This is a genomic window from Treponema sp. OMZ 798 (assembly GCF_024181385.1).
In the GTDB taxonomy this organism is placed as follows: Bacteria; Spirochaetota; Spirochaetia; order Treponematales; family Treponemataceae; genus Treponema_B.
In genome coordinates this window covers 1,208,634-1,222,843 of sequence record NZ_CP051305.1, presented here as the reverse complement: position 1 = coordinate 1,222,843, position 14,210 = coordinate 1,208,634, and the positions used below count along the sequence as shown (strand labels likewise).

The 14,210-nt window shown below is 37.4% G+C and carries 14 protein-coding genes; all 14 read left to right on the top strand.

Annotation, left to right across the window (positions count from 1 at the left end):
• Nucleotides 1-78: 78 nt before the first annotated feature.
• The 14 genes from E4O07_RS05780 (at nucleotide 79) to E4O07_RS05715 (ending at nucleotide 14,145) form a co-directional block, all read left to right on the top strand.
• Entirely contained in the window at nucleotides 79-1,341 is a 1,263-nt protein-coding gene (locus tag E4O07_RS05780; protein ID WP_253687900.1) for an FTR1 family iron permease, read from the top strand.
• A gap of 43 nt (nucleotides 1,342-1,384) precedes the next feature.
• A complete protein-coding gene (locus E4O07_RS05775) occupies nucleotides 1,385-2,008 on the top strand; it encodes an iron transporter (RefSeq protein WP_253687899.1) in 624 nt (207 codons plus the stop codon).
• 321 nt (nucleotides 2,009-2,329) lie between these two features.
• The gene (locus E4O07_RS05770) at nucleotides 2,330-3,367 is read left to right on the top strand and encodes a Fe-S-containing protein (RefSeq protein WP_253687898.1); all 1,038 of its coding nucleotides are present in this window, start codon (nucleotides 2,330-2,332) and stop codon (nucleotides 3,365-3,367) included.
• 24 nt (nucleotides 3,368-3,391) lie between these two features.
• On the top strand, nucleotides 3,392-4,669 hold the full coding sequence (locus tag E4O07_RS05765; protein WP_253687897.1) for an ABC transporter permease: 1,278 nt from the start codon (nucleotides 3,392-3,394) through the stop codon (nucleotides 4,667-4,669).
• A gap of 35 nt (nucleotides 4,670-4,704) precedes the next feature.
• The gene (locus E4O07_RS05760; RefSeq protein ID WP_253687895.1) at nucleotides 4,705-5,841 is read left to right on the top strand and encodes an ABC transporter permease; all 1,137 of its coding nucleotides are present in this window, start codon (nucleotides 4,705-4,707) and stop codon (nucleotides 5,839-5,841) included.
• Nucleotides 5,842-5,868: 27 nt separating this feature from the next.
• On the top strand, nucleotides 5,869-6,561 hold the full coding sequence (locus E4O07_RS05755; protein ID WP_253687894.1) for an ABC transporter ATP-binding protein: 693 nt from the start codon (nucleotides 5,869-5,871) through the stop codon (nucleotides 6,559-6,561).
• A complete protein-coding gene (locus tag E4O07_RS05750; protein WP_253687892.1) occupies nucleotides 6,558-6,995 on the top strand; it encodes an FMN-binding protein in 438 nt (145 codons plus the stop codon). Before E4O07_RS05755 ends, E4O07_RS05750 begins: the two co-directional genes overlap by 4 nt.
• A 24-nt stretch (nucleotides 6,996-7,019) precedes the next feature.
• Entirely contained in the window at nucleotides 7,020-8,231 is a 1,212-nt protein-coding gene (locus E4O07_RS05745) for an ABC transporter permease (RefSeq protein ID WP_253687890.1), read from the top strand.
• Between the two features lie 57 nt (nucleotides 8,232-8,288).
• Entirely contained in the window at nucleotides 8,289-8,960 is a 672-nt protein-coding gene (locus E4O07_RS05740; RefSeq protein WP_253687888.1) for a DUF2259 domain-containing protein, read from the top strand.
• 81 nt (nucleotides 8,961-9,041) lie between these two features.
• Nucleotides 9,042-9,887, top strand: coding sequence for a fumarate hydratase (locus E4O07_RS05735; protein ID WP_253678994.1), 846 nt, complete (start codon nucleotides 9,042-9,044; stop codon nucleotides 9,885-9,887).
• 15 nt (nucleotides 9,888-9,902) lie between these two features.
• Nucleotides 9,903-10,466 (top strand): Fe-S-containing hydro-lyase, encoded by a 564-nt coding sequence (locus tag E4O07_RS05730; protein ID WP_253687886.1) that lies wholly within the window; start codon nucleotides 9,903-9,905, stop codon nucleotides 10,464-10,466.
• Between the two features lie 5 nt (nucleotides 10,467-10,471).
• Entirely contained in the window at nucleotides 10,472-11,491 is a 1,020-nt protein-coding gene (locus E4O07_RS05725; RefSeq protein ID WP_253687884.1) for an adenylyltransferase/cytidyltransferase family protein, read from the top strand.
• A 13-nt stretch (nucleotides 11,492-11,504) separates the two neighbouring features.
• A complete protein-coding gene (citX, locus tag E4O07_RS05720) occupies nucleotides 11,505-12,815 on the top strand; it encodes a citrate lyase holo-[acyl-carrier protein] synthase (RefSeq protein ID WP_253687882.1) in 1,311 nt (436 codons plus the stop codon).
• Nucleotides 12,816-12,867: 52 nt separating this feature from the next.
• A complete protein-coding gene (locus E4O07_RS05715; protein WP_253687880.1) occupies nucleotides 12,868-14,145 on the top strand; it encodes a fibronectin type III domain-containing protein in 1,278 nt (425 codons plus the stop codon).
• The last annotated feature ends 65 nt before the right edge of the window (nucleotides 14,146-14,210 follow it).

Genomic DNA, 14,210 nt, shown 5'->3' with positions numbered 1-14,210 from the left:
GAACCTTGACATTATTTTTTTGACTTGATATACTTAAATTAGATTTTGTAAGTCCATTATTACAAAATTGGAGCTAATATGTTAAAAAAACTTTATAAACATCTTTTATTATTTTTGTTTTTATTCATTTGTTTGTTTTCTATTTCAGCAAAAGAAAAAGAGGACTTGAGTTCATGGACAAAAATAGTCGAAAAAATGGAAATTCACCTGAATAATGCTTATGAATTATATACACAGGGTAAGACCCGTGAAGCTTATGATGAAGTAAATGCCGCTTATTTTAGATATTACGAATCTAAGGGAATGGAAAAGATAACGATGAGCTATCTTTCCGGTGCGAGAAAAACGGCCGTTGAGAATGCTTTCTATGAATACAGAAAAAACGTAAAAAGCGATAAAGATAACGAAATGATAAGAGCTCATAAGGATGCTCTTATTGAAATGCTCTACCATGATGCCGCTGAACTTGACGGCACTTCAAATAACAAGGGAGGAAGCGGAAAATCTGCCGCTGTTGCAACCTTTATTTCATGTTTTGTACTTATATTGCGTGAAGGTTTGGAAGCTATTTTGGTTATAGCGGCTATTATCGCCTATCTTGTAAAAACCGGAAAAAAGAAGTACATCTCTTCCGTTTATGTAGGAGCTCTTGCAGGCATATTGATAAGCATTGTGCTGGCCTTTTTATTCGGACTATTGGCAGGAGCGCAAAGCGGTATAGCTCAAGAAATTTTTGAAGGCATCGGTATGTTTGTTGCTGTAATAGTTTTATTCTATGTAAGCAACTGGATGATTTCAAAGTCCGAAACGGAAGCATGGGAAAGATACATTCAAAAGAAGGTTGAATCTTCCGTATCTACCGGCAATAAATGGGTTTTAATCTTTGCGGCCTTTATTGCCGTTGCAAGGGAAGGAGCCGAGCTTATTTTGTTCTTCCAAGGAGTTCCCGTTCAAGGAGCAAGCGGTCAAAGAGCTATGATCTTAGCTGTTGTATTATCGGCAGTAATTTTGATTGCCGTCTTTCTTGCTTTTAGGTTTTTAAGCGTAAAGCTGCCTTTGAAGCCCTTTTTTACGGTGACAAGTATTTTGATGTACATACTTTGTTTTTCGTTTACCGGAAAAGGAGTTTCGGAATTGCAGGCTGCCGGAGTAGTCGGTAAAACCATAATCCCGTGGATGCAAAATTTTGAGTTGGATTTTTTAGGCATATATGCAACCTATGAAAGTTTGATACCTCAAATAATCGTTTTAATTACGATTATTGTTTTTTCGAGCTTATATGTCAAAAAAAATAAAAAGATTCTTGCCGAATTAAAAAAGAAAGAAGAAGGCAAAGAATAATTAATTTAGGCCAAAAAAATTAAATATAAAGGAGAGTTTTTACATGAAAAAAACTTTATCTTGTATTTTTGCACTGCTTGCAATTGCTTTTGTAATTACATCATGCGAAAAAAAACCGGCAGATCAGGGAATGAAACCTGCTCCTGCCGCAGAAAAACCTGCTGCTCCTACACCTCAAGAAGAGGGCGCTGCCGGTTTTGACGAGTTCCCCATCGGCGATGAGCAGGATGCCGGAATCTTAACGGTTGCAGGTGTTTATTTTCAGCCTGTAGATATGGAACCTGCCGGTAACAGCTTGTCAAAGAACGAAGCTGACTGCCACATGGAAGCCGATATTGCCGCCAATGAAAAAGGCGCAGCATTGGGTTACGGTGTAGGCGACTTTGTTCCTTACTTACGTGTTAAGGCTTACATCCAAAAAGTAGGTTCTTCAAAGGTACAGGAAGTTGCATTTATGCCTATGAACGCCAGTGACGGACCTCACTATGGTGCTAACGTAAAATTTGAAGAAGGCTTAGGTAAGTACAACATCAAGTTTGAAATTAAAGCACCGGGAAATGATTATCTTATCCACGTCGATAAAGAAACAGGTGTTACCGGACGCTTCTGGACGGAACCCATCGTTGTTGAATGGAAAGATTTTGAATGGACAGGACCCCAGTGGTAGACTTGCCCAATCGGTAGTAGTATAATTTAATACTAACTTACTCATTTAATTTGTAACCGTCGGGGCTGAGGCTTCGGCGGTTATTTTTGGCGTTTTGGGAGGTGCATTATCTTAAAGTTTTATATAAGGGGCATTGAAGCCGGTATCGGCTTTGCCTTAGTCCTTGCAGTAGTTTTTGCTTCGTTTAGAACCCAAAGACCCGAAAAGAAAAGATATATTATTTTATTCGGTATACTTACAGGATTTATCGGCAGTATTGTTTCTGCAATATTAAGGTCTATTCCTAATTACATAAACAGAACCAATTTTGCCTTTTGGTCGATGATTCCCGTCAGTATCTTTTTTTTAATTTTAATTGTTCTTTTATTGTTTAAAGCAAAAACAAAAACTTCGTTAGTATATGAAAATGTTTTTAGTACAGCCGTCTTTTTATATACGGCATCAAGCATATTTTATTATCTTCCCGTTATTATAACTCTTTCGACAACCTTGGTTAATTACGGTGAAAGTGCCGTAAGCACCCTTGTTCTATATAGACTTATAGGCTACTTACTTGGAATAGTTTTTATTATTCTTGCAAGTCTTTCGATTTATAAAACATTGATAAAGCTATCCGATATCGAATTAAAAGTTACCGTAATAGCTTCTCTTTGTATTTTCGGAATAACTCAAATTGTTGTGATTATACAGCGCCTATATTCTTTAAGAATAATTCCGCGGAATGATTTTATTTTTTGGCTTATTGCAACGGTGGTAAATAACGGAAACTTTTTCATATTTGCAGTTATTGTGTTTATAATGTTTGCTCCGATTCTTTTATGGAAAAAAAATATTAAAATTACCGAAGCATATAATAATAATGCAGAATTAAGAAAGATAAAAGCAAAAAAACGGAATGCAAAAAAATGGGCTCGATTTTCTTTAAGCCTTTTATTGATTTCGGTTTTTTCTTTATCCGTTTTGCGTTTTTATGTGGACAGGGAGGTTCCCTTATCTCCGCCTGAAAATTATACAATCGAAGACGGTATGGCTGTTATTTCTTTAGAACAGCTGGAGGACGACAAACTTCACCGCTATGAATATATAACGGAAGAAGGAATCAGCATGCGCTTTATTGCCATAAAAAAAAGTGAAGGTGCGTATGGGGTAGGCCTTGATGCCTGCGATATCTGCGGCCCCAGCGGTTATTTTGAAAGGAATAATGAAGTAATCTGCAAACTTTGCGATGTAGTTATGAATAAGGCTACCATAGGTTTTCCCGGAGGATGTAATCCTGTTCCTATTCCTTATATTGTGCATGCCGGGAATATTAAAATAAAAATATCCGACCTTGAGTCTGAGGCTCATCGTTTTAAATAGCAAAAAGTTTTTATAGGAGATGTTATGTTTTGGAGAATGATAGCCGGCTCCCTTTTTAGGCAAAAAGGAAAAATGGTAATGATAGCTTTTACGATTGCCTTAGGAGCAAGCCTTTCAACTTCTATGCTTAACACAATGCTGGGTGTAGGAGATAAGGTAAACCAAGAACTTAAAACCTATGGAGCCAATATTAATGTTGCTCATAAGGAATCTTCTCTTTTAGATGATATTTACGGGGAAGAATCCGGAAATACAAAAAAATTTTTAAAAGAAGATGAATTGTATAAGATTAAAACCATATTTTGGGCATACAATATTGTCGATTATGCGCCATTTTTAAATGTGCAAGTTGACTATGCCGGGGCGGATAAGCCTGTCCGCTTGTCGGGTACATGGTTTGATTTTTTGATAGACTTGCATACGGGGCAGGAGGTTATAACCGGAATAAGAAGAATGCGTACCTGGTGGGAGGTAAACGGAAACTGGGTTTCGGATGATGATAATTCTTCCTGCATGGTAGGAAGTCTTTTTGCGGGAAGAAACAATATTAGGGTAGGGGATGAAATTAAACTGACAAGCGCTGCAGCCTCTAAAACCTTAAAGGTCTCTGCAATCTTTAATTCTGGAAGCAATGAAGATGAGGTAATTTTTACTACCTTGCATACGGCCCAAGAATTTTTAGGAAAGACAAATGTTTGTGAAAGCATCGAGGTAAGTGCCTTGACAACTCCCGACAATGATTTGGCAAGAAAGGCTGCAAGAAGCCCTTTAAGTCTAACGATAAAGGAAATGGAAATATGGTATTGTACCGCCTATGTAAGCAGCATTTGTTATCAGATTCAGGAAGTTATAACCGATGCGGTTGCAAAGCCGATAAGACAAGTGGCAGAATCGGAAGGTGCTATTTTAAATAAAACAACCCTTCTCATGCTTTTAATTACGATTTTAAGTTTGATAGCTTCGGCCCTAGGTATTTCAAACTTGGTAACTGCAAGCGTTATGGATAGAAGGGCCGAAATCGGTTTAAAAAAAGCTATCGGGGCCAGCAATATTGCAGTTACCGTTTCGGTTTTAACCGAGGTTATGGTGATAGGAATTATCGGAGGCTCTGCCGGATATTTTATAGGTTTGGGCTTAACTCAGATAATAGGCCGAAGCGTCTTCGGTTCTGCAATTCCTCCGGCTCCCATGGTCATTCCTATTGTGGTGCTTATTATTTTTTTGATTACCCTTTTGGGAAGTCTTCCGTCGGTAAAATATTTATTAAAACTAAATCCCACGGAAGTTTTACACGGAAAATAAGAGTCCGCATTTAAGTTTTAAGGAGTTTTTAAGATATGACTAAAAATAAGATGTATTTTAAAATGATAATAAGTTCTTTAGTGCGGCGCCGTTCAAGAATGTTGGTAGCTTTGCTGGCTATTGCAATCGGTTCAACCGTTTTATCGGGCTTATTGACTATTTATTACGACATTCCGCGGCAGATGGGAACTGTGTTCCGCTCATACGGAGCAAATATGATATTTCTTCCTTCCGAAAGCGATATAAAAATAAGCAAAGAGCAAATCGATAAAATAAAAAAAGAAATAGAATCTGAAAAACTTGTAGGCTTTGCTCCTTATATTTATAAACCTGCAAAGGTAAACGAGCAGCCCTATATGATAGCCGCAACCAATCTTATAAATGCAAAGAACAATAGTCCCTATTGGCTTGTACGCGGACAATGGCCTAACGAAAAAAAAGAAGTTTTAATCGGCCATGAAATCAGTAAGGCTATAGGTTTATCCGTAGGAGATAATTTTATTGTAAACACTCCTAAGCCTGACGGCGATGTAACCGTAAACGAGTTCAAGGTTTCAGGCATCGTTACTACCGGAGGTGTTGAAGAAGAGTTTATCTTTATGAGCCTTGAAGATATAAAAAATATTATAGGCTATAACGATGTCTTCGATGTAATCGAATGCAGTATTGACGGAAACAGGGATTATCTTAATTTGATTGCCGAAAAAGTTTTAAAAAATGCTGAAGGCATTACCCCCCGTCTTGTTAAGCGTGTTACAGAATCCCAGGACACGGTTTTAAGTAAACTACAAGCCCTTGTTTGGATTGTTACAATCATCGTTTTGTTTTTGACTATGATATGCGTAACTACAACCATGATGGCTGTAGTAGTTGAACGCCGAAAAGAAATCGGTTTAAAAAAAGCCCTAGGTGCATCCAATAAAAGTGTTGTTATAGATTTTTTGGGAGAAGCTGTTATGCTCGGCCTTATGGGAGGGGTTTTGGGAGTGGGGCTCGGCTACTTATTTGCAAATAATGTAAGTATAAGCGTCTTTGCAAGAGAGGTTTCCTTTCCCATAAGACTGGCTCCCTTTACCGTTATTTCTTCCATAGTCATTACCATTGTTTCATCCCTCTTTCCCGTAAGGGCAACTGTGGATGTAGATCCGGCTCTTGTTTTGCGCGGAGAGTAATCTTAAATTTTTAAGGAGAATTAATTTATGAATATTTTAACCTTAACCGAAATTTCTAAAATATACGGAGATCTTAAAGCCCTCGATAAAATAAATTTGACGGTTGAAGAGGGGGAGTGGCTTTCGATAATGGGGCCTTCAGGTTCGGGAAAAACCACTTTGATGAATATAATAGGCTGTATGGATAAGCCTTCTTTGGGAAAGATTGATTTAGCAGGGCAGGACATTTCAAAACTTTCTTCCAAGGAATTGACCATAGTCAGAAGGGATATGATAGGCTTGGTTTTTCAGCAATTTCATCTTGTAAACTATCTTACAGCCCTTGAAAATGTTATGATGGCCCAATACTATCACAGCCTCCCCGATGAAAAGGAAGCTCTTGAAGCCCTTGAAAGTGTGGGCTTAAAAGAAAGAGCCAAGCATCTTCCCAATCAATTATCGGGGGGAGAGCAGCAGCGTGTCTGTATTGCACGAGCCCTGATAAATCATCCAAAGCTCCTCCTTGCCGATGAACCTACTGGAAACCTTGACGAAAAAAACGAAAAACTTGTTATGGAAATTTTTGAAAAGCTTCACAATGCCGGAAGTACAATCATAGTTGTAACCCACGATCCTGAGGTCGCAGATCAGGCTGAACGGATGGTTGTTCTTGAGCATGGTAAGATAGCAAGAATCGAAAAAATGAGTAGGGTAAGACCTGCAAGAGGAGAGAATGTATGAAGCATTATAAAATTATTTTGGCTGCACTTTGTGTTACTTGTATTTTTTCTTGTTCAAAACCGGAAACAAAGAAAACCGTAAAATATAAAGACGGTGTCTATAAGGCTCTTTCGGGGCTTAAAGATGATTGGGGTGGAACGGCGGAAGTCGAAATAAAGGTTGAAAACAATAAGATAGTAGAATGTACCTTTTTATCCTACGAAAAAAACGGAAACCTAAAGGGCCCCGATTACGGGAAAACGGATGGTGTTATAAAGAACATGGGGCTTTATAAGATTGCCCAAGCCTCGGTTTTACGCTCGGCAGAGTACGGTCAAAAATTGGTTGAGGCTCAAAACATTGATGAGGTCGATGTAATCGCCGGTGCTTCAATTTCTTATAAACTGTTTAAGGATGCTGTTGAAACTGCATTAAAGGATGCAAAAGAAAATTAAGTATTTTTTTTGCAATGAATTTTTATGGAAAATTTACAGATAAAAAAACTGACAGTATTTGAGCTTGCAAAATTAAACATGAAGAGAAAGCCTTTTAGAACTGCAAGCTTAATTATTCTTACGGCTGTTTTAGCCTTTAGTTTATTTGCAGGCAGCTTTTTGGTAAAAAGTTTAAAAGGGGGAATGTCGTCCCTGTCGAACCGTCTGGGTGCAGATATTATTGTCGTTCCTCAAGGCTATGATTCAAAAATTGAAAGTGCCTTATTGAGAGGGGAGCCGAATAGTTTCTATTTTGATGCGGAAGTTGTGGAACGCATCAAAAAAATTGAAGGTGTTGAACTTGCATCTCCCCAGCTTTTTATTGCAACCCTTTCTGCAGGCTGCTGTTCTTTTCCTTTGCAAATTATCGGTATTGATTTTGATTCCGATTTTAATGTAAAACCTTGGCTTAAAAAACAAATAAAACTTTCTCTTTTAGATAATCAAATTGTGGTTGGAAGTAATATATCGGGAGATTATAATTCTCAAGTAAAATTTTTTAATCAGCCCTTTGTTATTGCAGGACGCTTGAGCAAAACCGGAATGGGATTCGATAATTCTATTTTTATGACAATAGAAAATGCAAGAAAACTTGCAAAAGAATATGAAAGAATTATGCAGCATCCTGTTGCGAAAGATGAAAATTTGATTTCAAGTGTTATGGTAAAAATAAACCCAAGATACGATGTAAAAGCTGTTGCTAAAAAGATAAGGGAAGAATTTAAGGGAGAAGAAATCTATCCTTTAATATCAAAAAGAATGATGACAAATATATCTTCAAGTATTTCAAGCTTGAATATCTATGTTTATATTCTTATTGCAATCCTATGGCTTCTTTCATTTATAGTTTTGGCGGTTTCTTTTTCTTCGATTTTTAATGAGCGCAAAGAAGAATTCGGAATGTTAAGGATAATAGGAAGCACCAAAAAAAAGTTATTTGAGCTTGCAGTTTTGGAGTCTCTTATTATAAGCATGTCGGGAGCGATTATAGGTACAGCTCTATCGTGTTTGATTGTTTTTTTATTTAACCGGGCAATTGTTACAGGAATGAAGCTGCCTTTTTTAAACCCTTCTTTTATTTGGATACTCGGCTGTTTTCTTTTAACATTTGTGCTTATTTCGATAATAGGCCCCCTTGCAGCCCTTAAAACCATGTACAATTTTACAAAAAAAGAACCGGCCTTATCGCAAGGGTAAAAATGCTTTAGTTCTTTTTTTTTAAGCCGATACTTTAGCTAGATGAGAGGTGTTATTATGCGTAAAGCTCTGATTTCTTTTTGTTTTATTTTTTGTGCTTTTTTTCTTTTTGCAGGCGATATTGCTACCTTTGTTAATTTAGGTTTTTCACCTGACGGAAGCAAATTTGCTTTCGGACAATACGGTTTAACAGATCAAACCTATCGTGCTTATGCAGAAATTTATGGAGTAGATGTAGCAGAAAATAAGTTTTTGCCTTCAGGCCGCTTTATAACAAGCCCTACCTCAGAGACAGCCGATAAAGACAGTAAAAATATATTTTTAAGCCTTTTAGACAGGGCTAATTTTTCTCTTTCAAAATGGAATATAAGCGATAAAAATGAAGGCAGGGCTATTTATTCGGCCACAAATTCTACAATAAACGAAACAACCTTGATCTTTAAAGATTTTGAAACCAATGATGAGTACAAGGTAATGCTCTACAAGGATAAAAAATCCAATTTAGAAGCTTCTTTTTATATTGAAGTTGAAATAATCAAACCCAGCGGCAATAAGATAAAAAAATCAACAGGTCAAAAAGGAAAGACCAGATCAGGTGTACGCGATTATGCAATCAAAAAAGTAATCATCGATAATACAAACACAAGCCTCATCTTTGTAATCGAAAAACATCAATACGATAAAATGGGAAATTCTATCCGTTACATGGTAGAAACAATTAAACTTTAAGTCTATCTCTCATCAATTGACAGTAATCTTTTAATGTTCTATAATTACCCCCAAGAATAACTTTTGGGGGTATTTTTGAGTATGCACATTGTAGAAGCAAAAAAAATTACGGAAGAAGTTAAGAGGATGGCCATTGAGGCTGCCTATTATCTTCCGCAAGATGTATTAACAAGTTTAAAGATGTCGCGGGAAGCCGAAAAATGGAGTCTGGCCCGTGATACTCTCGATCAGATTATAGAAAACGCCGATATTGCAAAAAGAACGAATTCGCCCATGTGCCAAGATACGGGAATGGCCGTAATCTTTGTTACGATCGGACAAGATGTACACATTGAAGGCGGCTACATTGAAGACGCTATCAATGAGGGTGTAAGGCAGGGCTACACGGAAGGCTATTTAAGAAAATCCGTTGTTGCCGATCCGGTTTACAACAGGGTAAACACAAAGGATAATACGCCTGCCGTAATTCATTATAATATTGTTCCGGGCGATAAACTTCATATTATGTTTGCAGGCAAGGGCTTCGGCTCCGAGAACATGTCCCGCCTTGCAATGCTTAAGCCTTCCGACGGCCTTGAGGGGGTAAAAAAATTCATATTGGAAACTGTAGAACTTGCAGGGCCCAACCCCTGTCCTCCCATAGTAGTAGGTGTCGGAATAGGAGGCACTGTAGATAAGGTAACCTTAATAGCCAAAAAAGCCTTGATGAGACCGATGGATAGTTATAATCCTGATCCTTTCTATGCAGATTTAGAAAAAGAAATGCTTGAGAAAGTCAACGCCTTAGGAATTGGCCCCCAAGGTTACGGCGGAAAGACTACAGCTTTGCGTGTTTTAATTGAGACCTATCCTACACATATTGCAGGTCTTCCTATTTGTGTAAATATAAATTGTCATGCAACACGCCATAAGGAAGTTACTTTATAAGGGAGGATGAGGAAAATGTCTGAAATGAAAAAGCTTACAACACCCCTTACGAGGGAAGATTTAAAAGATATTAAGGCCGGAGATATCGTTTTATTAACGGGCTATATTTATACAGGGCGGGATGCAGCTCATAAACGCTTATGCGAACTTTTGGAAAAAGGTGAAAAACTCCCCATAGATGTAAAAGGCTCTGTTATGTACTATGTAGGACCGAGCCCTGCAAAGCCCGGAGAACCAATAGGTTCTGCAGGCCCCACCACCAGCTACCGCATGGATGCCTATACCCCTCAGCTTTTAGATGAGGGGCTCATGGCCATGGTCGGAAAGGGAAAAAGAAACGATGAGGTAGTTGCAAAAATAATAGAGCATGGAGCCTGCTATTTTGCCGCTATAGGAGGAGCAGCCGCCTTAATCAAAAGCCGAATTAAATCGGCTGAGGTCATCTGCTATGAAGATTTGGGAGCTGAAGCTGTCCGTAAGCTCTATGTTGAAGACTTCCCCGTAACATGTATCATTGATTCTAAGGGAAACAACCTTTACAAGCTGGGCCGTGAAGAGTATTTAAAAAGCCTCAACTAAGGTAAATGACTAATTTACAAAAAATCAATTTAGAAATAAAGAGCCGGAAAGAAGCCTTTTCGGCTCTTTTAAAAGAAAACGGTCTTATTGAAGATTCTCTTGAAAGTGTTTACGGTATCTTTGATGAGGCCGACAATTTGGCCGCCTGCGGAGGGCGTGAAAAAAATATCTTAAAATGCTTTGCCGTCAAGGATGAATTTAAGGGCCTCGGCCTTACCGATGAAATTCTTTCGGCCCTCTTAAAGGAAGCCTACGGCGAGGGCTATAAGTCTTTCTTTATATTTACAAAAAGATCAAGCGTTTCATTTTTTACAGGGGCCGGTTTTATAAGCTTAGCCTCATCGGATGACTCTGCCTTATTATATAGGGGAGAAAAAACTGTAGAAGATGTTTTAAAAAATGAACTTCTTCCCCTTTGCCCCGGCGATATAAGGGAAACCGAAAACGCGGCAATAGTTATGAATGCAAATCCATTTACCCTTGGGCATAGGTATTTAATAGAAAAGGCCTTAGAGCATTGCGGAACCGATAAACGCCTTTTGGTTTTTGCGGTTGAAACAGATAAAAGTTTTTTTTCTTTTCAAGACCGTTTTATGCTTATCAAAAAAAATACTGAAGACTTAAAAAATGTAATAGTGCTTCCTTCATCTCAATTTTTAATAAGTTCTGCAACCTTTCCGTCTTATTTTTTAAAGGAAAAAACTTTGATTAACAAAAATCAAACCCAGCTCGATGCAAGGATATTTTTAAAATATTTTGTACCTCTGTTTAATATTAAAATTCGTTTTTTGGGAGAAGAGCCCTTGGATCCGAGTACTGAAATATATAATCAAACCCTGTTAAATGAGCTGCCTCCCAAATGCGAAGTAAAAATAATTGAGAGGAAAAAAACTCACAACAACAAAGTCATTTCTGCAACTCAAGTAAGAAGTGCATTTCAAAATAAAAGTCTTGAAGAAGTCCGCTCATTTTTACCGGAAGCGACATATAATTTTCTAAGTTCTTTAAAAGAAAAAAATAATTAATACCGGAGAAAAGATGAGCCTGTCTTTATTGGAAAAAAGAGAAAAAACCGACTTTTTTGAAAAAGAGCTTTTAAGCCGTTTTCCTTTTAAAACACTTGTAGTAATCAGGGCCAATATTCCGGGCGGAAAAAAGGGCTCAATCGAATCGAATTGGATTGTATACCGCATTTTTTTGGAATGTAAAAAAAAGATGGCTCCGCTAAAAATTTTTCATTCCTATACTGATGAAGAGGGCTTAATCTTTTTTTTGATTGTAGATGCTCCGCCCTTGGAAGTGAAGGCTTTGAGCATAAAAATTGAAGATGATGAATCTCTTGGCCGACTTGCCGATATCGATGTTTTAACTGCGGAAAAACTTTTTTCGCGCAATGATTTCCCCCAAAATAATAAGAGGCGGAAATGTTTTTTATGCGAAAAAGATGCCGTGATCTGTGCGAGGAGCCGTGCTCATTCCCAAAAAGAAATAATGGATTTTATCTTAAAAAAAGTTCATGAAGATTGGTCTTACGACCTGTCTAACGATGGAGATATTTTTGAGCTTTTGGGTAATTTAACCGAAAGCTCCCTACTTGCAGAGCTTTGCCGTCCATTAGGCTTCGGCTGTGTTACGGCTAATTCTCAAGGCTCCCACAGGGATATGGATTTTTTACTCATGCTAAAATGTATTCCCCTAATAGGGAGTGCAATTAAAAATTTAAGTGAAAAAGATTGCGAATCCTTTGAGGCCTTGCGTGAGTATGGAAAAAAACAAGAAAAAAAACTGTTCGATTTAACGGGCGGGGTAAACACCTATAAGGGGGCATTATTTTTGCTTCTTATCTTAAATGCCTGCACATTCCGTATAATAAAAGAAAAAAAAGCCTTCACCGATTTAAGCAGGGAAATAGCGTCCTTTTCTCTTCCCTTAAAAAAAGACTTTGAACTTAAAGAATGTTCCCCTGCCTCCTTACAAGCCTTTAATAATTTGGGGAGCAGGGGAGTTAGGGGGCCGGCCCTCTCAGGCTTTGCCGAACATTTTGACAGCCTCCTTCCGCTTTATAAAACTTCTTCTTTGGAAGGCTATGACTTTTTAAAAATTATTCTTAATATTATTGCAAACACCTGCGACACTACAATTATAAAGCGCAGGGGAGAAAAAGCCTTACTTGAGGTACAAAAAAAGGCCAAAGAGTTGCTTTGCATAGAGGAAGATTCGGCTCGAGAAACTGCCATAAAAGAATTCTCGGTATGGTGCGAAAAAAACAATATCTCCACAGGCGGAACGGCAGATAAGATTATTATTTTGTATAATCTGGAGCTGATAAAATCAGAGATTTTTGCTTGACAAAATTAATAAAAAACCATAAAATTGAAGGACTTAAAAGGAGAGTCTTTAGATGAAGAAATATTTTTTTAGTTTTGTTGTATTTACAATTATTGTAAGTCTTTTTTTTGCCGGATGCGAGACAACCGGAAGCGGAAAAGAAGGAAAAGAGCCTTATTTTAGCGAAAAAAATGAGCAAAAACTTCTTAAATCGAATCAAAAAATAAGATTTACAACCGAGGGGCTTTCAGAAAAAATCCAATTCACAAAAGACGGTAAAAGGCTTATGCTTCCTTTTTCTTACCAAGAGGCCGAAAAGGTTTTTGGATTTGATGAAGAAGAAATTGAACGGTTAAATTCTGATTCCGGTAACAAGCTTTGGACAAGGATGAGTAAGGTCTTAAATACCAATAAAAAACAATGGCCTTGGCAAGCTGCTGAGGTAAATGATTGGGGCGGCAATGTTCTTTATATTTTATATCTTGCCGATTTTATAAATGTCTATGAAGCAAAGGTTCCTTCAATGGTCGATATGAAAAATGCTCCGGATTGGTTTAAAGAAGTGTTGGAGTACCGTAAAACCGTTCCTAATTACGGTAAAAGTGCAGAAGATTTATTAATTTCTGCTTTAAATGCCAAGGTAGAAGCAGGGAATAAAGAAGTTGTTGTTTCATGGACTACAAATAAATATTTAAAAGGTGTTATTATTGAGTGGTATCATGACAAGTATCAGAATGGTCAAAAAATAACTATTACAGATGGAAGTACCAAATATGTATTTAAAGATTTAAAAAATCTTAAACCTTACAGATTTAGAATTTCTTTTGCTGATAACTCCGGAGAGATTATAAAAGACTTTTATTGGGTTAATGCAACTCCCAGAAGCGGGGATAAAAATAAGGACTATATTAAAGGTCCTTCCGACTTTGTAAATGAAAAGTATGAGCTATTGCTTACTGAGAATTATAATATAAGTTGTTATGATTGGGGTAGGGATGTCAATAAAATTTCCTTTTCTGAAGACGGTAAAATGATACTGGTTCCGAATAAATTCTTAAAAGGTGAAAATACTTTTAAATACACCACAGAAGAGATTGGGTATGAGGATATCTTTTGGACCAGAATTGAAAAAGTATTAAAAACTGAAGACAAACAAAAGAGTTTTTTTGCCTCAACAGCCGGAGAAAACGGTAATGTTCTATGGCTTCTTTATTGTGCCGATTTTTTTAATATCTATCAAAAAAAGCTCCCCAATATGGTCGATTTATCGAATGCTCCCGATTGGTTCAAATCTTTGATGGAGCAAAGAAAAGACTCTCCCGATTCATATATCAAGGATGAGTATAAATAGGTTCTGAAAAATCCTTTCTGCCTGTGGTGAACAGGCGGAAAGGTGTAAGATTCTTTCTAAAGCCT